Below are 18972 nucleotides of genomic sequence, written 5' to 3'. Positions count from 1 at the left end.
TTTATATCTAAATAAGCAAGACAAAGTCTACTTATTCATTTAACAAAGTGCCTATCTTACTAAAATGAACAGCTTTGCTTCAGTATATGGGGTTCTTAATGTTCCGTAAACTGAAAGCAATTATTACCAAGCTCGTACTATTTCACAAGTTTAAGATATTGAACTCGCAGCTAATTCGTTTTAAGGCATCGATTTTTTCAAAAACCAAAAAAATCAGTTTGATTCTCACTACGCATACGATTCCACTAATCGCGCTGAAGCGCAAAGTGGAACTCGCAAAAAAGGGCGTGACTAAGAAACATTGTCCCATAGTCCCGCCCTGTAAAAACAAAAGAATTATTTTGATTTGATGTAATTGACACCATCAGCTTTTGGTGCGGCTGATTTTCCTAAGAAGAGAACCAGTACAATGATGGTCAATACATATGGTGCTGATTGCAGATATACATCTGGGATTTGTGAGATGATCGGTAGATTCGAACCTGCGATACTCAAGTTTTGCGCGAAGCCGAAGAAAATCGCGGCTCCCATCGCACCTAACGGATTCCATTTACCAAAGATCATCGCTGCTAATGAGATAAACCCTTGTCCTGCGATTGTTGTTGCAGCGAAACGTCCTGCGATTGATTGCGCGAAGACTGCTCCGCCCATTCCGCCTAAGAAGCCTGAAAGCAGCACTCCTGAATAACGCAATGCGTATACATTGATTCCTAGTGTGTCTGCCGCTTGCGGATTTTCACCAACAGAGCGTAAACGCAGACCAAAACGTGTTTTAAAAATGACAAACCATGAAATTACAGCGACTAGAATCGCGAAATATGCAGGTAAACTAGTATTTTTAAAGAATAGTTCCCCAATCACTGGAATCTTGCTTAATCCAGGAAAATCAAAGTAGCCAAATTGTTGCTGGATCGTATCTGTTTGCCCTTTTCCATAAATTACCTTGATCAAGAAGATCGCTAATGGAGGAGCTAACAGATTCATTACGGTACCACTGATAATGTGGTCTGCGCGGAAACTAACTGTCGCCACTGCATGAAGCAGAGAGAATGCCATTCCTGCTAAACCGCCGACTAAAACGCCAAGCCACGGTGTCAGCGCACCGAACTGATCGGCAAAAGCTAGATTGAATACGACAGAGCTGAAGGCACCTGCTACCATGATTCCTTCTAAACCAACGTTAACAATCCCGCTTCGTTCAGAAAACACCCCGCCAAGCGCAGTTAAAATCAATGGTGCAGAATACACAAGTGTCTGAGCAATAATTGACGCTAATAAATCCATATTCATTAGACTTTGCCCCCTTTTTCAGATTCTTCGTTCGGAGCACTTTCTATTTCTTGGACAGTCTCAACTTCTTTTTTACCACCCATTACTTTTGCTAGACCCACACGTACGATATAGTTGATCGCTACGAAGAAGATGATCAATGGAATCACACTATTGGCTAATTCACTAGGAATACCTGAGAACTGCATTCCCTGACCGCCAAGCTTTAAAATACTGAACAACAGTGCGGATAATAAAATTCCGACAGAGCTGCCGTTTCCTAGTAGAGAAACCGCCATACCGTCAAAGCCGATGCTGACAGATGTTCCTTGAACAAAGTAGTTCATAAATGTTCCTAAACCATAAACCACACCGCCCAAGCCGGCTAAAGCCCCGGAAATAATCATTGAAATCACGATTGTCCGTTTACTGCTCATCCCTGCATACTCAGATGCGAAAGGATTCAAACCAACTGAACGGATTTCAAAACCTAGTGTTGTACGTTTCATCAAGAACCAAACAACCACTAAGAAAATCAATGCTAAAAGAAAGCCCATGTTCACTCGTGAACCGCCAAAAATATTTGTCAACCAAGGCTCGCGCAGTGAAGCATTCAGCCCGACTGCTTTTGTGACCCCTTTATTAGAAATAATATCTGGTGACATTACATGGTTTACGATATGGTTTGCGGTATACAAAATCACATAGTTCATCATGATCGTAACAATAACTTCACTGGTTCCAAAGAACGCCCGTAGGAAACCAGGTATCGCGGCAGCTACAGCTCCTGCCAATGCGCCAACAATAATTGCTAATGGGACCACAATGACTTTCGGTGAATCCGGCATGCTTAGGGCTACCCAAATACTTGCGACCCAGCCGCATAAAGCCTGACCCGAAAGCCCGACATTAAAGAATCCAGCTGAATTGGCAACGGAAAATCCTAATGCTGTAAAAATCAACGGTCCGGCACCAACTAAGATTTCACCGAAGGACATTTTACTTTGGAACGCCGAACTGAACATCGCGTTGTAGCCTTCGATTGGATTGAACCCAAATACTAACATCAAAATAGCACCAAGAATAAATCCTAAAATAACTGAGATAATCGGTACTAAAATATTTCTAATTTTTTCTGAGCGATCATTCATTTGTCTCACCAGCCTTTGCTAATTCTGCTCGCGCTTCTTCTAAACTATAGCCGGCCATCAATAATCCCAGCTCATTTTCAGAAGTTTCTTTCGGATCTACGATACCAACGATCTCCCCTGCGTGAATAACCGCGATACGGTCAGAGACATTCAAAATTTCATCTAACTCAAAACTTACTAACAGTACCCCTTTTTGCTTATCACGTTGCTCGACTAAGCGTTTATGAATATATTCGATCGCTCCCACATCAAGTCCGCGAGTTGGCTGCGAGACAATCAATAGGTCCGGATCACGGTCGACCTCGCGAGCAATGATTGCTTTTTGCTGGTTCCCACCTGAAAGCGAAGCAGCCGGAGCTTTTTCACCCGTGGTCCGTACATCATATTCTTCAATCAAGCGTTTTGCATACCGATCAATCTCACCATAATTTAAAATACCATTTTTACTAAATGGCGCATGATAATAAGACTGCAAAGCGATATTTTCTGATAAAGGAAGCGGCAAGATCAAGCCATATTTATGTCGGTCTTCCGGTACATGACCCACACCGGTCTCAGTGATTTGACGCGGTGCTTTGCTTGTCACATCTTTTCCATTGATTGTTACTGTTCCGCTTTCGACTTTTCGCAGACCGGTTAATGCTTGGATCAATTCAGTCTGTCCGTTGCCGTCGATTCCGGCAATCCCAACGACCTCACCACGATGAACATCCAGCGATAAGCTCTTCACTGCTTCTAATCCACGGCTTTCTTTTACAACTAAATCTTTAATTGAAAGAACCACTTCACCTGGTTTTGCTGCAATTTTGTCTGTCTTAAATGAAACAGAGCGTCCGACCATCATATCAGCTAATTGCTGTGAGCTGACATCTTTCACGTCGACCGTTCCTATGTATTGCCCACGACGAATAACTGAACAACGATCCGCAACCTTTTTGATCTCATCTAGCTTATGAGTAATCAGAATAATTGATTTGCCTTCTTTAATCAGGCCTTCCATAATCATGATCAACTCATCGATTTCCTGCGGTGTCAATACAGCCGTCGGTTCATCAAAGATTAGAACATTCGCACCGCGGTACAATGTTTTCAAAATCTCGACCCGTTGCTGCATCCCTACTGATATATCGCGAATGTACGCATCTGGATCAACTTTCAATCCATATTCTTCAGACAATCGAACAATTTCAGCTTTGGCTTTCTTTTGGTCCAGCATGCCATTTTTCTTTGGCTCACTGCCTAAAATAATGTTTTCTGTGACGGTAAAGGCATCAACTAACATGAAATGCTGATGGACCATCCCAATCCCTAATTGATTGGCTTTAGTTGGACTTGAGATATCCACCTTTTGACCATCCATCAAAATTTCACCAGAAGTTGGCTGCAATAACCCCGACAAAACATTCATCAGTGTAGATTTACCGGCGCCGTTTTCTCCTAAAAGTGCATGAATCTCGCCTTTTCGAACCTGTAGATTGATGTTGTCATTTGCTTTAAACGTGCCAAATTGCTTGGTGATATTGCGCATCTCAATGACATTTTGTTCTTCTGTCACTTTCTTTTCACATCCTATCGCTTTTTCAAACCTGACAAAACATTGCAACGTTAAGGGCGTTCTTCCCTTAGCCAAATCCAACACAGGTTGAGACTTGGCTAAAAAAAGAAGACTTAGCTTTAAAAAAAGAGACCATAGCCTCGTTTGGCCGGAGGCTATGGTCACCTCAATGATTATTTTTCTGGTGTTTCCGGAACTTTGATGTCGCCGTCAGAAACTTGTGTTTTCGCTTCTTTAACCGCTGCTTTTGCATCGTCTGAAAGGAATCCGTCAGTTAAATCAACACCGCCGTCTTTCAAACCATATGATAAGTGTTCGCCACTAGGGAATTTATCTTCTAATGCACGAGTAGAGATATCTTGAACTGCTGCGCCTACACCTTTAAGTGTTGATGTTAAACAGAAGTTGCTTTCTTTACCGTCTTTAGATTTGTATTTACCTTCTTTTTGTTGGTCGCTATCAACACCGATAACCCAAAGCTTGTCAGCTTCATCTAATTTTTCATTACGCGCTTTAGCTTCTGAGAAGACCCCTTGGCCTGTACCGCCTGAAGCATGATAGATAATGTCGATTCCGCTGTTGTACATGTTTGCTGCAAGAGCTTTCCCTTTAGCTGGGTCACCAAATGAAGCAGCATATTCAACCTTAACAGAGATATCTTTGTCTAATTTTTTAGCAGTATCTTCTACACCCTTAACGAAACCAGCTTCAAAGCGGTCGATAACGGCACCTTCTTCACCACCAACAAAACCGACTTTATTAGATTTTGTTGTTTCAGCTGCTGCTACACCTGCTAGGTAAGCTGCCTCTTGGTCTTTAAATGTTGCCGAAGCGACATTGTCTTTACCGTCGATAACTGAGTCGATGATAACAAAGTTTGTATCTGCATTTTGATCAGCTGCTGCTGAGATTGGGTCAGCTAATAGATAACCTACACCGAAGACTGTTTTAAATCCGTTAGTAACAGCTTGTGAGATATTTTGTTCATATTCAGAAGCATCGTTTGATTGGATATAGTTATATCCGCCATTACCTTTTTTGATGTCATGTTTTTTACCCCAAGCTTGAAGACCTTCCCAAGCACTTTGGTTAAACGAACGGTCATCCACTCCACCAATGTCTGTTACGATTGCAACACTGTGTTTTGAATCTTCTTTAGCCGCTCCGCCTGAAGAATCAGTTTTTCCGCCGCCACCGCCGCCGCATGCTCCTAAAGCTAGCAATGCTGCCATCGCCACGGTACCTAGGCTAAATAATTTTGCTTTTTTCATTTCTGTAAAGCCCCCTAAATATGAATTTTTTTCAACAGTCCTGCGACTGAATGAACATGGTTTATAAATCTTTATCAGTGAAGGAATATGGCAGTAAGCCTTCAACGGTCATTTCTTTGACTACACCGTTGTCACCGACTAAGGTTACTGGCATCGCTGGGTCACAAAATTCTGCCATGACTTGGCGGCACGCGCCGCATGGAGAGATAGGTTCTGGTGTGTGACCGGCAATTACTAAGTGACTAAATTCTCTTTCACCCTCTGAAACAGCTTTGAAAAAGGCTGTACGTTCTGCACAATTTGATAAGCCGTAAGAAGCATTTTCAATATTAATGCCTTGATAGGCTTTGCCTTCCTTTGTTACAAGACAGGCGCCTACTGGAAATTTTGAATATGGGACATACGCTTTGTCCAGTGCTTCGACAGCGATATTGATCCATTCTTGTTTATCCATGAAATGTCTCCTCCGATCTTAATACCCTGTACCGGAAAGTCCGTTCATAATAGCAACACCTGAGCTGGCACCTAAACGTGTTGCGCCTGCTTCGATCATTGCTTCCGCTTCTTTGGCATTGTGGATCCCGCCAGAAGCTTTAACGCCCATTTCAGGTCCCACTGTTTCGCGCATCAAGCGGACATCCTCAACAGTGGCTCCCCCGGTTGAAAAACCAGTCGACGTTTTAACAAAATCTGCGCCTGCTGCTTTCGCAAGTTCACACGCTTTGATTTTTTCATCGTTCGTCAATAAGGAGGTTTCAATAATAACCTTAACTAACGCTTTGTCCTTAGCCGCAGCTACAACGGCTTCAATGTCTTTTTGGACTTTTTCATCGTTGCCGCCTTTTAGTTCGCCAATATTGATAACCATATCGACTTCATCAGCACCATTTGCAATTGCATTCGCTGCTTCGAAAGCCTTAGTTTCAGTTGTATTCGCTCCAAGCGGGAAGCCGATCACCGTACAAACAGCGACAGGTTCACCTTGTAATTCTTTTGCTGCAAGCGCGACCCAAGTAGGGTTGATGCAAACTGAATAAAATCGGTATTTTTTTGCCTCTTCAATAATTTTCATTACAGCTTCTTTTTCCGCATCTGCTTTTAAAATTGTGTGGTCGATCATTCGATTTATTTCCATTTCTGACCCTCGCTTCTTTCATTATAATCTATTTTTAATTGCTATAAAAAAGTTTTAAATACTTATTCTGTAATAATATCGTGAATCAAAATAGGCTCTTGGGGAATACTGCCAATAGAAATATTCTGATAAAGTAATTTCTTTACATCATCAATTTCATTAGTATTCGCATAAATCGTCAACAACGACTCTCCTTCAGTCACTTCGTCACCGATTTTCTTATGAAGTTTGATACCTACCGCATGATCGATATCTTCTTCTTTGGTTTTGCGCCCTGCTCCCAGCAGCATCGCTGCAATCCCGATTTCATTAGCAACCAGCTTCGTTACATAGCCAGAGGTTCTAGCGGGTAGTTCGATCGCATACTCAGCTGTTAAGATTTTTTCCGTTTGATCAATCACCGCAGCATCGCCGCCCTGATCCTTGACCATTTCACGGAATTTCTCCAACGCTTTGCCGGAATGTAGCGCTTCTTCCAGCATCCCACGTGCCTCTTCTAATGTTTCCGCTTTTCCTGCCAATACAACCATTTGACTGCCTAATACATAGCACATTTCCGTAAGATCTGCAGGACCGTTGCCTTTCAATGTATCGATCGCTTCAACGATTTCTAAGCTGTTGCCGATCGCTTCACCCAAAGGCTCAGACATATCCGAAATGACGGCCATCGTTTGACGGCCCGCCAGTTTTCCGATTCGGACCATTGTCTTCGCTAATCGCTTCGCATCCTCGATGTCCTTCATAAAGGCGCCATCGCCAGTCGTTACATCTAACACGATCGCATCAGCACCAGCCGCAATTTTTTTACTCATGATCGAGCTAGCGATCAATGGGATAGAATCTACTGTCGCTGTCACATCCCGCAGTGCATAAAGCTTCTTATCAGCTGGGGCCAGATTGCCTGACTGACCGATCACTGCCACCTTGCTCTTGTTTACGATATCAATAAACTCTTGATCGGATAATTCGATCTTAAATCCCGGGATTGATTCAAACTTATCTAAGGTACCTCCTGTAAACCCAAGTCCTCGTCCAGACATTTTTGCTACAGGTACACCCACACTTGCTACGAGTGGAGCTAATACCAAAGTTGTCGTATCACCGACACCACCAGTAGAATGTTTATCTACCTTAATCCCCTCGATAGAAGATAAATCAATGATGTCACCCGAATTTGCCATCGCTAACGTTAAGTGTGAAATCTCTTCATCTGTCATGTCCTGATAAAAAATCGCCATCAGCAACGCACTCATTTGATAATCTGGAATACTGCCGTCTGTGTAACCATCAATAATAAAATCGATTTCTTCTTTTGATAGAACATTTCCGTCTCTCTTTTTCTCTATCAAATCTACCATTCTCATAGGTTTTCCTCCAAGCGTCAAAAGATATTATACAATAAAATGGCGAAAGGTAAACCACTTTAGTAAAACAGTTTACTAATCGAAGAAGCGCTTTCTGTTAGCGCTGCCATTGCTACTATAACGAGTCTGAAACCCGTTGTCAACCCTGAACTATTTCTTTTATACTCTCACGAATAATTAATTTAGTTTGAAAGATTTTATTCGGGATTCGCTGAGAAGGAAAATTGATCGCATCAACCAAAAATTTTGCTGCAGAAAATCCGATTTCACGGCTCGGTTGAAAAACAGTGGTCAACGGAGGAACCATATACTTGCTGACCTCTAGCCCGTCAAAGCCCACGACCGATATATCCTCAGGAATTTTTAAGCCCGCTTCATAGATTGCTTGATAACAGCCAATCGCCATCTCATCGTTGCCGCAGAAAATCGCTGTAATCTTTTTATTTTTTAGTACTTCCTTTGCCGCATGATAACCGCCTGCTATCGTCAACTGACCTGAACAAATGTAGCTTTCCTCAAAAGGCAATTGATATTCGAAGATGACTTGACGGTAAGCCTTCACACGCTCTGTCAATTGATAATAGCCTTGACTTTCCTTCAGCATCCCGATGTGTCGATGTCCCTTTTCTACCAGTACCCGCAGAACTTCCTGTGCACCTGCGTATTCCTCAACTAAAAGCTGACCCCAATCACGATCATTCAAGCCTCGATCAATCAGGACAATCGGATGCTTACGATAGAAATCGCTGTCCAGCTTATGCTCATCCTCTAGATGATTCGGTGTAGCCATTAAAATCCCATCCACCGAGCGATGTGAAAGCTCATTTAAATAACGTTTTTCCTGTTCAATATCATGGCGCGAATTGCACAAAATAATCATGTAGCCTAAGGGATTTAAATAACTTTCTACTCCCTCGATCACTTTTGAAAAGAAAAAGTCTGTCACATCCGGCACAATCATTCCAATCGTTTTAGAATGACGATTGATCAAATTTGCCGCAAAAAAATCCGGTTTATATTGATATTCTTCAACGATCGCCAAGACTTTTTTTCGTGTCTGCTCGCTGAATCGACTGCCCTTATTATTTAGGATCTGCGATACAGTTGTTACCGAAACACCTGCCATTTCAGCGATCTCTTTGATAGTAACCTTCATCATGGACCTTCTCTCTGTATTTTTTTTAAGTGTAGCAAAGGAAAATTTAGAAAGAAAGCCTTTTTCATAAAAAGGCAGGACTTCTTACTTGCCCTGTAGAAAAAAGAGCGTAGATTAGAGTCTGTATAGAGCTTCTATGAAGAAAAAAAGGAGTGCGGTAAGATGATCAAAGATTATGTATACGATGAAAAAAAACAATTAACATTAGATATCTATGAACCGAAAAAAATCGAGGCAGCGATTATCCTGATTCACGGCGGCGGTTGGTTCCGTGGCGACAAAAAGAAAGAGGCTGCTTTGGCAGAACGTTTAGCAGCGGATGATTTTCTCGTTATCGCACCTAACTATCGTTTAGCGCCAGACTATATCTTTCCAGCTGCAATGGATGATTTGCTGAAGGTCTACGATTGGTTAGCAGCAAGTGAATATCCTGTAAAAGGAAAAATCACCGCACTTGGCTCATCAGCCGGCGGTAATTTGTCGATCGAATTAGCTCTGCAAAAAGGAATTCCCGCCGCTTCTTGGTCCGGCATTATCGATCTCTATGACTGGGTACAGCGACACCCTGAAGTGGTACCCGCTATGAACCAAAAACCTGATTTCGACAAGCAAACTAGCGGTAAAATCGACCAAGACGGCACGAATGATGCCTTCTATAAATGGTTTATCTTGAATTATGTAGCGCAAGACTTGGAGCGTTTGCAACAAGCCGATCCGTTATCACGAGTCTCAAATAACAGTGGACCACTTTTTATCGCGAATTCATTAAATGAATTGGTTCCTTTATCAGGTGTCTATAAATTACAAACAGCACTCGCTGAAAAAGGGATTCCCAGTGAGACTAAATTAATTAGCGGTACGATTCACGGTGAAGGGTATGCTGACATCGCCTATCAAGCAACCGTTCAATTCTTAAAGGAAAATCTATAAAAAAGATCGTCGCAGATCATAAAACGCTGCGGCGATCTTTAGCTATTTTCACTTTAAAACACGAACAATGGAAAATGAGACTAACACTAGAAAAACGATTAATTCATTTACTTTATAAAATATTAAATATTTGGATAATTTTTTAAGACATAATTTTCAGCCTTTTTACTCCAAATACCGCCTGTTTCTGCCAATATTTTCCCTAGTTCAGATTCTTGTTCGATTTCTGACAATTTACTCAATTCCGATTGCTTATGGGTATAAACTAATTTTTTCCCGCCGCCGATTGCTGGTTGATTCAAGGTAGTCTCCCCCACTGCATCCAAGCCTAGAATGTGAGTAACGACATTCGCCACCTTGACCTGTTTGTTTTCAATCAACTTGACTGCTTTGCGCATGTCTTCTGTGTTTCCGCCTGACGTTCCAACGAAATGAGTAAATGAATAATGCACATCATAGAAGTTCACATTAGCTGAAAATTCTTTGTTTTGAGGTCCTGCAAAGAAATTTAGACATCCATCTGGATTCAGCATCGCTGCTGCCTCACTAACAACCGAATCTACAGGAACCATGACAAAGATATCATCGAACCCGCCGTCGACGGTCTCTTTCAAGAGATTGACCTGGTCCGTTACCTCTGCGACATTTACATAGGAAACGTCGATACCATTTTGACTTGGATAAAGTTTGGCTGCCCGTGCCAATTTTTCTGCGTCGCGATCTGTTACTACTAATTTTTTTGGTTTGATCGGACCATGCAGTGCATAATCGATTGCCAATAAGCCCATCGGTCCAGTACCGCCCATGATCAGCAGGTTGCCATCCGATTTGATTCCCATCTTGTGTTCATAAGAACCTTCTTTCAAATGATAATTCGCTTCAAAGGCACCGATCACACAAGATAACGGTTCAATCAATGAACCTTCGAAATATGTTTCTCCCTTATAAGGGATCAAACAGTCCTGATTCATGACATCTTCAGAGATTACGATATAAGTAGCGTCACCGCCTGTATAGGGATACGAATAGCCGGGACAATCCGGACGATCCGGTAATTGCAGGTTTGCCTGCAAAACGTATCGTTCACCCTTTTTGTATTTGTGCGCCCATTTTCCACCCACTTCTAAAAGTTCGCCACAAAACTCATGACCGATGATAATAGGATTATCTGCAAGATCGTTTGGCGCTTTCTTATGATCCGCTCCTTGATTCGCTAATTTCCATGTCGACATACAAATACTGTCGGTAATCACAGAAGCTAAAATCTCATTTTCTTTAATTTCTGGTAATTCGAATTCCTCCAAGCGCAAATCTTTCTTACCATATAAACGCACTGCCTTTGTTTTCACTGCTATTCCCCCTAGTTTCTATTAACACATTCATTTTTCTCACGCACTCTGACAAGACGAACGCTTAGTTGAGCGATCATCATTGCCCAGTCCTTTCCGCTGATCTAGTAGAGTGGACATATTAAGCTAAAATACCCAACCAATAACCGATGATCCCTACCGCAAATAATACAAAGATCAAGACGATCGGACTGACTTTTTTCTTTAACAAATACATCATCAACAGAGTCAATCCTAGCGCAGGCAGCCCAGGAACTAAATCGTCCAAAACATTCTGCACTGTAGTGATAACTGTTTTTCCATCTGCTCCCGGTGTTTTTGATACGATCAATGGAATGTTGACGGTCGTCCACTTTGTCACTAGAACACCCATGATGAATAAGCCTAAAATGGTCGCGCCTTCGGTTAATTTTTGTAACAAGTTGCCAGATAGATCTTTGACGATATCCATTCCTTTACTAAAACCATAGGTCAACCCAAACCATTTCATCGCTAACCGAATCGCATTAAACGCGACAAAGAATAAGATTGGTCCCATCACATTGCCGGATAAAGCCAATGAAGCGCCTAAAGCTGCTGTAATCGGTCGCAGGGTTCCCCAAACAAGCGGATCACCCACACCAGCTAAAGGTCCCATCAAACCAACCTTCAAGCTGTTGATCGTTCCATCATCTATATCTGCACCGCTCGCCCGTGCTTCCTCCATCGCCATTGTTACGCCGATCACTGGCCCGCAAACTGCTGGTGTCGTATTGAAGAATGTCATATGGCGTTTCAATGCTTCCGCCTGCTCTTCTTTTGTTTTATAGACCCTGCGAATCGTTGGGATCATATCCACACAAAATGCCAAAGCATGGATTCTTTCAAAGTTAAAAGATGCCTGCTGGAAGTTTGAAAAAACAAAAGTGGTCATCAAATCCTTTTTGGTCAATTGCGATTGCGCATAAATATCTTTTTTGCTTTCTACCGTTGAAGTATTTTCCATTTTTTTGCCTCCTAATCCTCTAACTCATCATCCGCCAATTCAGCAGCAACAACTGCCGCCACCTGATTGCCTTGAACGTCATTTTTCTTAAAGTTTGGATTTAACTGGACGTAAACTAACGCCGTGATCAATCCAACGATACCGAAAGCTAATAGACTAAAGTCTAAATAACCGCCCATGACAAATCCTAGATAGAAGAACGGCATCAGATACGCCACGCTCATCATGTTCAAAACCATCGCGTATCCGACAACGACGATAAATCCACCAGCAACAGCCAGCCCCCCTGTAATCACATCCGGGATCATATCCAGCATCTTCGTCACCATCTCTGCGCTGACAAATGCCGCTACGATCGTTGCTGGAATTGCTACACGTAAAGCTTGAATGAACAACGCACTAAAATGCAGGAAGATAATTTTGTTGAAATTCGCTTTTTCCGCTTCGCGGTCCGCCGCATGCTGAAAAGCTACCGTGATTGTCCGAGCAATAACCGTCAGTACCTGTCCTGCCGCTGCAACAGGCAAAGCAATCGCGATCCCAGATTGAATATCCTGCTGTCCAACGACTACTAATATAGTAGAAATCACACTTGCTAAAGCCGAATCCGGCGATTGCGCCGCGCCAATGTTCATCCAGCCTAAAGCAATCAGCTCCAATGTTCCGCCTAAAATAATCCCCGTCGTCACATCTCCCAAAATCAAACCAACCATTGTACACGCAATCAGTGGTCGATGCGTTTGAAACTCATCCAATACGCTGCCCATCCCGCACACACATGAAAAAAGAAAAATAAGTACAATCTGCAAAGCTGATAATTCCATTTTTGTGTCCTCCTATTTCCTAATTATCGATAATTAAAAACCTGCTTCTTTCAATTTTTCTTCAAAATTTCCTTTGGGATCGGTCGCAATTACTCGCAGATCCAACTCCACTCCAGATGCTTCTAATTTACGGAAAGCATCAGCTTCTGTCTGATCGACTGAGACCGCCTTTGTGATTTGTGTCCGTCCGGTTTTGAATTGCATCCCACCAATATTGATTGATTTGATCGGCACCTGCATCTCAACTAATTCCAGTACCTCCATCGGATTGGTAAATAGATAAAAAACTGTTTCATCCGCATACTTCGGATTGTTGTAGACCTTCACTGCTTTTTCCGGATCAACGATGTTCACTTTAATGCCTGGCGGTGCTGCTTGTTTCACCAAAGTCTTACGAATCTCGTCGTTAGCGACTTCTTTACTGACAACGATGATTCGTTTTGCACCTGCTTCCTTCGCCCATACGGTTGCTACTTGCCCATGGATCAATCGGTCATCAATTCGTGCTAATTTGATTTGCATCTTAAAAATCCTCCTCTTCTTCAATCACTTGCTGTTTAAACGCTTTCACTGTATCGCAAGGAATACTTGTTGCATGATTCACAATATCCTGCAAATTATTGCCCAACATACTCGCCACCTCCAACACGATCGGCAGCGACATTCCCGAAACGACTTCGATCTCCCGTTCAGGATTCTTCATAGCTACTGCACAGCTGGCATTGTAAGGTGTCCCGCAAAATAAATCGGTTAAGATCAGATAGGATGCGTCCTTCTCATCCATCGCAGCGGAGATTTTTTCTTGAATCGTATCCAGTCCTTCTTCTTTTAAGAACGCTATTGATTCAAAATCTGGCAGCGCGCCAAAGATCATTTCCGCCGAATTTTTCATTTCATGCGCCAGCTTCCCATGTGCCACTAAAATTACTTTGTTCATAAGCCCTCCTCCTGTTTTATCTGTCAATCAGCTGAACGCCCCGTTTGCTGCGAACAGCTGATTTGAACACTAACCTCTAGTTTTTCCACCAGCGACATTTACAGTCACACCATCTACATAGCTTGAACGTGCAGAGACAAAGTAAGCAACCAAATCGGCAACTTCACTTAATTTCCCATCACGACCTAGCGGAATAGTCTTGGTATTACTGTATCCAGCCCGTAATTGCTCAACTGTAATTCCGCGGGTATAAGCCAAAGCTGTTTCGTATTCGAGCGTGCGTAATCCCGTTTCCTCCATGATGCCTGGTGCTATCCCTACAACTCTTACCCCTTTTTTTCCTAACTCTTTTGCCCATGAGCGAGTAAAACTATTCACCGCAGCCTTCGTTGCAGCGTAAACACTTTGACCTTCGGAGCCTTCCAGACCGCACTCCGATGACATGTTGATGATGACTCCATAACCCTGCTTGACCATCACACGACCAACAGCTTGTCCCATCAAGTAGACGCCCTTTTGATTGATGTCGATCATCTTGTTAAAAATTCGTTCATTGATTTGAAATTTTCCGTCTTCAGTCATTTCTTCATCGACTAATAAAGCTGGAATATTAATTCCTGCATTATTGACTACCGCATCGATCGTTTGAAATGTTTCTACCGCAATTGCGACTGTTTGCTCTACAGATTCAGGTGAAGTGACATCTGTTTGGCTGAATAATAGATTTTTATGAGTAAAAGTTCCTTCTCTCAAATCAGCATTCACCACATTGATCCCTAATTCACATAATTCTTTGACAATAGCCGCACCAATTCCTGATGAACCTCCTGTGACAATCACTGTTTTTCCCTGCACATCTAACCAATCCATTGCAAACGCCCCTTTAACATTTGTGATTTGTTTTTAACATTTGTTTCAACCTTATAGTAACTTCACAAGAAAACGTTGTCAACAACTTTTTCAACTTTTTTAAAACTAAATCACAAAAGTGCAAAAAAAGACGTGCATTCCAAAAATGAAAGACACGCCTCTTTTACGAAATTTCCGATTTATTACTAAACGCTATATATGGAAGTTCTTTCCATCCTTTGCCAATCTACAAAAAATACACTCATTCAGGATTTTAACTGTGGAAAGGTTATCCTTTCCTACAAACGACTCAAAAAAAAGACAAGCTTCTCAACTTGTCTTAATGGATAACTCGCTTATTCGTATACTAGTTCTAAAATTGTTTCCTGTTGTTCTTCTGGAATTTCCTCATCGCTTAAATAATATTCATAGCCTGTACCAATAAATTTTCCACCAATGTTTTTAATTTCAGCCATCATCGCAAAATACGTATTCGCCATCTCATCATACTTACCCACATAAAGTGTGGACAAGGCTTTGTACGATGGCTGATGATAACAAGCTGCTTCGACTTCCGCAGCATTTTGTACTTCTTCCGCGATTGGGAATCCCACTTCCATTTGGATTGCCTGTTCGTCTAGTCCGCCAGTTTCATCCATGCCTTTATAAGATACGAAAGGCGTACTTAAAATCTGAATCCCCTGTGTTTGAATAAATCCTCCTAGCTTCATAAAGGTTGGTCCAATTACTTGGGGAATCTCTTCCACCTTCACCGTAAAGCTCTGTGAAAGAATCCATTGATCTGGTTTTACGATTTGTTCGAATTGCATAGCTCTTCCCTCCTATTTCATGTTGTATACCAGCCAACTAAGCCTCACACTTTTTCCTGAAGACATTTCTCTTACTTAAGCTAGACTGATACCTTTGTTTACTCTAGTTTAATAGAACAAAGTGCCAGAACATGTCATATTAAAAATGATTATCGTAAAAAGCAGACACATAATTCAAAACCTTTTCTCGAATCCATGGAGGTGAAAGAAGCTCAACATTTTTTCCTAAAGGCAACAAAAATCGATAAAGATCATCAAATTCTGTGAATGTCAAAGAAGCTTCAAAGCTGCTGTCAGGATTATCCTGCCAATCCAAGTCGGCAAACTCAGCGTATTTTTTATAGGCAATCCGTTTACTGAAACGCAAACGTACTGTCAACTGAGGAAACGTTAGGACCTCTTCTGGAAATGAATAGCAAATCGGTTCAGTTAAAACAACCTCTCTGATTTGTTTTATCGGCAGCAGCAACCATTCCTTTTTGGACATTTCCCACGCCAGCAAATACCATGTTTGATACTTGTATAATACTCGTTTAGGCGCTAATGACAGCAAGCGGGTCTGACCATATTCAGTGTGATAAATACAGGTGATCTCACAATGATTGAATAACGCCTTTTTTATCTGCTCAAAGGTCCTGCTCGCGATTTCAGTTTGACTGAGGTCAACCGCCAGCCATTCACTCCAATCATAGACCGTCCCCATTTTTTTCAACAGCTTCTTGGTATCTGCGAGCCCAACCGATTGGAGTAAATGCAGCGCTAAAAATAAATCATCCTGCTCCTCTTTTTCAATTAAAGCATTGCTGACATGATACGAGTCGTCTAAGAATATCCCGCCATTGCGCCCTTTATTCGCATATACAGGCACCCCTGCTAAACTCAATGCATCAACATCACGATAAATCGTACGGGTGGAAACTTGAAAACGTTCCGCTAATTCCTTCGCCGTCACCTGCTTGCGGCTCAGTAAAATCAATGTCGTTTGAAGCAAACGAATAACCTGCATAGCTCCTCCTTTGGTAAGCTTTGACTCCCATCAACGCAGCCATTTTTCCCTTTGATCTCTTCAATTCCAGATAGGGCTACCTTTTCAATACTTCCTGCGCCGTTTCTTCTGTTGTGACCAATACATTAATATAACGACCTTTCAATGCACTAGCGATTGCATCTGCTTTATCAACAGCCTCAGCCACACCGATTCGATACGGAGCCCGTTTTAAATCAGAGATATCGATCCCGATCAAACGATCATCTAACGTATTATCAATATGTTCGCCCTCGATATTATAAAAACGCGACACAACATCACCAACCACTTTTTTACCTTCCAAATAAGCCAATACATCTTCTCCGTAGAACTGCTTCCAGCTCTCGCTCGCTTTCAAGGTCGGAGAGCCAATGCCTAGAATAGCAATATCGATCTTACGCCAATAATCAATTAATTCTTGATTAAACTCATTTTCCATCAACGCTTTCTTCAAGCTCACTGTTTCTGGAAAGGCCGGCGAATCGATTAATAATGCCCGACCATTTAATTTTTTTGACGCCTCGTACGTGATCGTATTTACGTGATAATCACTGATCAGACGGCCAGAAGGCCCGCCAATCATTGGGACACATAAAATATTTTCTACCTCATAGTTGGTCAAACCTTCTGGGATCGCAGACATCGTTTCCCCCCACGAAAAACCAAAGATCATATCATCCCTGATGATCTCCGTCAGATATTCTCCCACTCCCTGCGCCAATAATTTATCCTTTTGCGTACGGCTCAAATCGGTTCCAGCTTGTACGATGATCGCCTTTTCCAATTCAAATTTCTCCTGCAGCTCCTTTTCAATACTATAGGTCCCTGCCTTGTCATAATTGATAGAAATGTTGACGATCCCCTCATTGCGCGAACGCTTCAGTAATCTGCTGATCGTGCTACGATGAATATTTAATTCCTTAGAAATCTGACTTTGATTTTTATCTTCTTGGTAATACATTTCGGCTATGCGAACCAATAATTTATCTTCTTCTTTTTGCATAAACTCGCCCTCCTCTATCACATTTGTGAAAATAATGAGTCATTGTGATTATAGCGTTTCTTCAACTAGACTTGCAAGCCTTTTCCTTTACGAAAAAATCCCGTCAGTTCAAAAACAGAACTAACGGGATTTTTTTATTCCTTGGTGCTGCGAATAATGTAATAGCCTTTATCTTTCGCAACGATCTCTGCGTTTCCAAATACGTCCTCCATCTTGCTTTTTGCACTCGGAGCTCCCTGTTTCTTTTGGATCACGATAGTCAATGTACCGCCGATCTTTAACAATGGCTCCGCCTCACTCAAGATTTGATGAACGACTTTTTTTCCCGCTCGGATCGGCGGGTTGCTGATGATGGCCGCATACTCTTCTTGATGCAGCGTCTCGTAAATATTGGATTGATGAATGTCTGCTTCAATACCGTTATGCTTCGCGTTGCCTTGCGCCAGCTCTACCGCTCGATTGTTCACATCGATCATTTCAACCGGACGACCTGTTTGATAGGCCAATGCCATGCCAATCGGACCGTAGCCGCAGCCCACATCCAGCAATGTTCCATCCGGTAGATTTTCAGCATCGAAATGGTCAATCAACGCGCGCGATCCATAATCTACTGTATCTCGAGAAAAAACACCACTGTCAGTAACAAACTGAAATGTTTTCCCTGCTAGTTCAAACGACCATTGGTGAAGATCGTGAGCTGTCTCGGGATTTTCCGAATAATAATGATTTGCCATAAACTTACCCTTCTGCTAATAATTTTTCTTTAATATCTCGTGCGATCAAAGCCCCTAAGAAATGGTAGCCTTCATTTGAAGGATGGATCCCATCAAATGTTTGCACAAACTCATTTGGTTTTGGATAAACGGTCATGTGATGATACAGATCGATCACATTGACTCCAACCTCTTCAGCGATTTGTTTCGCTTTTTCAACATATACCTGCTGGCGATCATTGTCACCGATCGGCAAAATCTCTGTGTTGATATAGCCCGTCGTCAATAATATCACCTTTGATGCATCAAAGGACTCGATGATCTCTTTGATATTCTCACCAAACGCCTCAACCGTATTTTTTTGCTTCAATGAATCATTGGTTCCAAAAGAGATTACCACAAAATCGCCTTCTGCTTCCACCGCTTCATTGACCCGTGCCAAGCCATCAGAAGAAGATTCGCCGCGTTTCCCCAGCTTTACTAATTCGTAACCAGGAAAGCCCATTCCTGTCAGCTCATCAAGAATATATTTATCTAAAATATTGCTCGTTTCACCATTCATCACACCAGCCAATAAGCTGTCGCCAAATAAAACGATTTTTTTCATGATTGTCACCCCTTCTT

Annotated in this window: 20 protein-coding genes; 1 reads left to right on the top strand and 19 read right to left on the bottom strand. The window is 42.1% G+C overall.

The window, feature by feature from the left end:
* Positions 1-336: 336 nt before the first annotated feature.
* From IGI67_RS13400 to IGI67_RS13365, 8 genes are all read right to left on the bottom strand, one after another.
* A complete protein-coding gene (locus IGI67_RS13400) occupies positions 337-1290 on the bottom strand; it encodes an ABC transporter permease (RefSeq protein WP_207107202.1) in 954 nt (317 codons plus the stop codon).
* Entirely contained in the window at positions 1290-2420 is a 1131-nt protein-coding gene (locus IGI67_RS13395; RefSeq protein WP_429958032.1) for an ABC transporter permease, read from the bottom strand. Before IGI67_RS13395 ends, IGI67_RS13400 begins: the two co-directional genes overlap by 1 nt.
* Positions 2413-3948, bottom strand: coding sequence for an ABC transporter ATP-binding protein (locus IGI67_RS13390; RefSeq protein WP_242550204.1), 1536 nt, complete (start codon positions 3946-3948; stop codon positions 2413-2415). The genes IGI67_RS13395 and IGI67_RS13390 overlap by 8 nt, the downstream gene beginning before the upstream one ends.
* Positions 3949-4148: 200 nt before the next feature.
* Complete coding sequence (locus IGI67_RS13385) at positions 4149-5246, bottom strand: BMP family lipoprotein (RefSeq protein WP_429958031.1); 1098 nt, start codon at positions 5244-5246, stop codon at positions 4149-4151.
* A gap of 61 nt (positions 5247-5307) precedes the next feature.
* Complete coding sequence (locus IGI67_RS13380; protein ID WP_207107198.1) at positions 5308-5700, bottom strand: cytidine deaminase; 393 nt, start codon at positions 5698-5700, stop codon at positions 5308-5310.
* A gap of 18 nt (positions 5701-5718) precedes the next feature.
* Complete coding sequence (gene deoC, locus IGI67_RS13375; RefSeq protein ID WP_207107197.1) at positions 5719-6381, bottom strand: deoxyribose-phosphate aldolase; 663 nt, start codon at positions 6379-6381, stop codon at positions 5719-5721.
* Positions 6382-6443: 62 nt separating this feature from the next.
* Positions 6444-7745: a pyrimidine-nucleoside phosphorylase gene (locus tag IGI67_RS13370; RefSeq protein WP_429958030.1), complete on the bottom strand. Its 1302-nt coding sequence runs from the start codon at positions 7743-7745 to the stop codon at positions 6444-6446.
* Positions 7746-7884: 139 nt separating this feature from the next.
* On the bottom strand, positions 7885-8901 hold the full coding sequence (locus IGI67_RS13365) for a LacI family DNA-binding transcriptional regulator (RefSeq protein ID WP_207107273.1): 1017 nt from the start codon (positions 8899-8901) through the stop codon (positions 7885-7887).
* Between the two features lie 162 nt (positions 8902-9063).
* Between IGI67_RS13365 and IGI67_RS13360 the strand changes: the two genes are divergently transcribed.
* Positions 9064-9831 (top strand): alpha/beta hydrolase, encoded by a 768-nt coding sequence (locus tag IGI67_RS13360; RefSeq protein ID WP_429958029.1) that lies wholly within the window; start codon positions 9064-9066, stop codon positions 9829-9831.
* Positions 9832-9953: 122 nt separating this feature from the next.
* On the opposite strand, the gene IGI67_RS13355 is transcribed toward IGI67_RS13360, so the two are convergent.
* From IGI67_RS13355 to IGI67_RS13305, 11 genes are all read right to left on the bottom strand, one after another.
* Positions 9954-11180, bottom strand: a complete 1227-nt coding sequence (locus tag IGI67_RS13355; protein ID WP_207107194.1) for a zinc-binding dehydrogenase — start codon at positions 11178-11180, stop codon at positions 9954-9956.
* A 121-nt stretch (positions 11181-11301) separates the two neighbouring features.
* Positions 11302-12165, bottom strand: coding sequence for a PTS system mannose/fructose/sorbose family transporter subunit IID (locus tag IGI67_RS13350; RefSeq protein WP_207107193.1), 864 nt, complete (start codon positions 12163-12165; stop codon positions 11302-11304).
* Positions 12166-12176: 11 nt separating this feature from the next.
* Positions 12177-12989, bottom strand: a complete 813-nt coding sequence (locus IGI67_RS13345) for a PTS mannose/fructose/sorbose transporter subunit IIC (protein ID WP_429958028.1) — start codon at positions 12987-12989, stop codon at positions 12177-12179.
* A gap of 33 nt (positions 12990-13022) precedes the next feature.
* Positions 13023-13511, bottom strand: a complete 489-nt coding sequence (locus IGI67_RS13340; RefSeq protein WP_207107191.1) for a mannose/fructose/sorbose PTS transporter subunit IIB — start codon at positions 13509-13511, stop codon at positions 13023-13025.
* A gap of 1 nt (position 13512) precedes the next feature.
* Positions 13513-13926 (bottom strand): PTS sugar transporter subunit IIA, encoded by a 414-nt coding sequence (locus IGI67_RS13335; RefSeq protein ID WP_207107190.1) that lies wholly within the window; start codon positions 13924-13926, stop codon positions 13513-13515.
* Positions 13927-13995: 69 nt separating this feature from the next.
* A complete protein-coding gene (locus IGI67_RS13330; protein WP_207107189.1) occupies positions 13996-14796 on the bottom strand; it encodes an SDR family oxidoreductase in 801 nt (266 codons plus the stop codon).
* A 335-nt stretch (positions 14797-15131) separates the two neighbouring features.
* Complete coding sequence (locus tag IGI67_RS13325; RefSeq protein WP_207107188.1) at positions 15132-15605, bottom strand: hypothetical protein; 474 nt, start codon at positions 15603-15605, stop codon at positions 15132-15134.
* 139 nt (positions 15606-15744) lie between these two features.
* Positions 15745-16611, bottom strand: a complete 867-nt coding sequence (locus IGI67_RS13320) for a helix-turn-helix transcriptional regulator (protein WP_207107187.1) — start codon at positions 16609-16611, stop codon at positions 15745-15747.
* A 76-nt stretch (positions 16612-16687) separates the two neighbouring features.
* A complete protein-coding gene (locus tag IGI67_RS13315; protein ID WP_207107186.1) occupies positions 16688-17635 on the bottom strand; it encodes a sugar-binding transcriptional regulator in 948 nt (315 codons plus the stop codon).
* Positions 17636-17769: 134 nt separating this feature from the next.
* Positions 17770-18369: a class I SAM-dependent methyltransferase gene (locus tag IGI67_RS13310; RefSeq protein ID WP_207107185.1), complete on the bottom strand. Its 600-nt coding sequence runs from the start codon at positions 18367-18369 to the stop codon at positions 17770-17772.
* Positions 18370-18373: 4 nt separating this feature from the next.
* Positions 18374-18955, bottom strand: coding sequence for an SGNH/GDSL hydrolase family protein (locus IGI67_RS13305; RefSeq protein ID WP_207107184.1), 582 nt, complete (start codon positions 18953-18955; stop codon positions 18374-18376).
* Positions 18956-18972: the final 17 nt, after the last annotated feature.

The organism is Enterococcus sp. AZ196 (genome assembly GCF_050498845.1).
Taxonomy (GTDB): domain Bacteria; phylum Bacillota; class Bacilli; order Lactobacillales; family Enterococcaceae; genus Enterococcus_A; species Enterococcus_A murrayae.
Note: the sequence above shows the minus strand (reverse complement) of the source record. Positions and strands in the feature narration are given on the sequence as shown.

Bases quoted from the DNA above. Each gene is read 5' to 3' on its own strand.
- IGI67_RS13390 (WP_242550204.1), bottom strand. From the start codon at position 3,948: ATGCGCAATATCACCAAGCAATTTGGCACGTTTAAAGCAAATGACAAC.
- IGI67_RS13325 (WP_207107188.1), bottom strand. From the start codon at position 15,605: ATGCAATTCGAACAAATCGTAAAACCAGATCAATGGATTCTTTCACAG.
- IGI67_RS13360 (WP_429958029.1), top strand. From the start codon at position 9,064: ATGATCAAAGATTATGTATACGATGAAAAAAAACAATTAACATTAGAT.
- IGI67_RS13345 (WP_429958028.1), bottom strand. From the start codon at position 12,989: ATGGAATTATCAGCTTTGCAGATTGTACTTATTTTTCTTTTTTCATGT.
- IGI67_RS13320 (WP_207107187.1), bottom strand. From the start codon at position 16,611: ATGCAGGTTATTCGTTTGCTTCAAACGACATTGATTTTACTGAGCCGC.
- deoC (WP_207107197.1), bottom strand. From the start codon at position 6,381: ATGGAAATAAATCGAATGATCGACCACACAATTTTAAAAGCAGATGCG.
- IGI67_RS13330 (WP_207107189.1), bottom strand. From the start codon at position 14,796: ATGGATTGGTTAGATGTGCAGGGAAAAACAGTGATTGTCACAGGAGGT.
- IGI67_RS13365 (WP_207107273.1), bottom strand. From the start codon at position 8,901: ATGAAGGTTACTATCAAAGAGATCGCTGAAATGGCAGGTGTTTCGGTA.
- IGI67_RS13400 (WP_207107202.1), bottom strand. From the start codon at position 1,290: ATGAATATGGATTTATTAGCGTCAATTATTGCTCAGACACTTGTGTAT.
- IGI67_RS13395 (WP_429958032.1), bottom strand. From the start codon at position 2,420: ATGAATGATCGCTCAGAAAAAATTAGAAATATTTTAGTACCGATTATC.
- IGI67_RS13370 (WP_429958030.1), bottom strand. From the start codon at position 7,745: ATGAGAATGGTAGATTTGATAGAGAAAAAGAGAGACGGAAATGTTCTA.
- IGI67_RS13350 (WP_207107193.1), bottom strand. From the start codon at position 12,165: ATGGAAAATACTTCAACGGTAGAAAGCAAAAAAGATATTTATGCGCAA.
- IGI67_RS13310 (WP_207107185.1), bottom strand. From the start codon at position 18,369: ATGGCAAATCATTATTATTCGGAAAATCCCGAGACAGCTCACGATCTT.
- IGI67_RS13340 (WP_207107191.1), bottom strand. From the start codon at position 13,511: ATGCAAATCAAATTAGCACGAATTGATGACCGATTGATCCATGGGCAA.
- IGI67_RS13380 (WP_207107198.1), bottom strand. From the start codon at position 5,700: ATGGATAAACAAGAATGGATCAATATCGCTGTCGAAGCACTGGACAAA.
- IGI67_RS13305 (WP_207107184.1), bottom strand. From the start codon at position 18,955: ATGAAAAAAATCGTTTTATTTGGCGACAGCTTATTGGCTGGTGTGATG.
- IGI67_RS13335 (WP_207107190.1), bottom strand. From the start codon at position 13,926: ATGAACAAAGTAATTTTAGTGGCACATGGGAAGCTGGCGCATGAAATG.
- IGI67_RS13315 (WP_207107186.1), bottom strand. From the start codon at position 17,635: ATGCAAAAAGAAGAAGATAAATTATTGGTTCGCATAGCCGAAATGTAT.
- IGI67_RS13385 (WP_429958031.1), bottom strand. From the start codon at position 5,246: ATGAAAAAAGCAAAATTATTTAGCCTAGGTACCGTGGCGATGGCAGCA.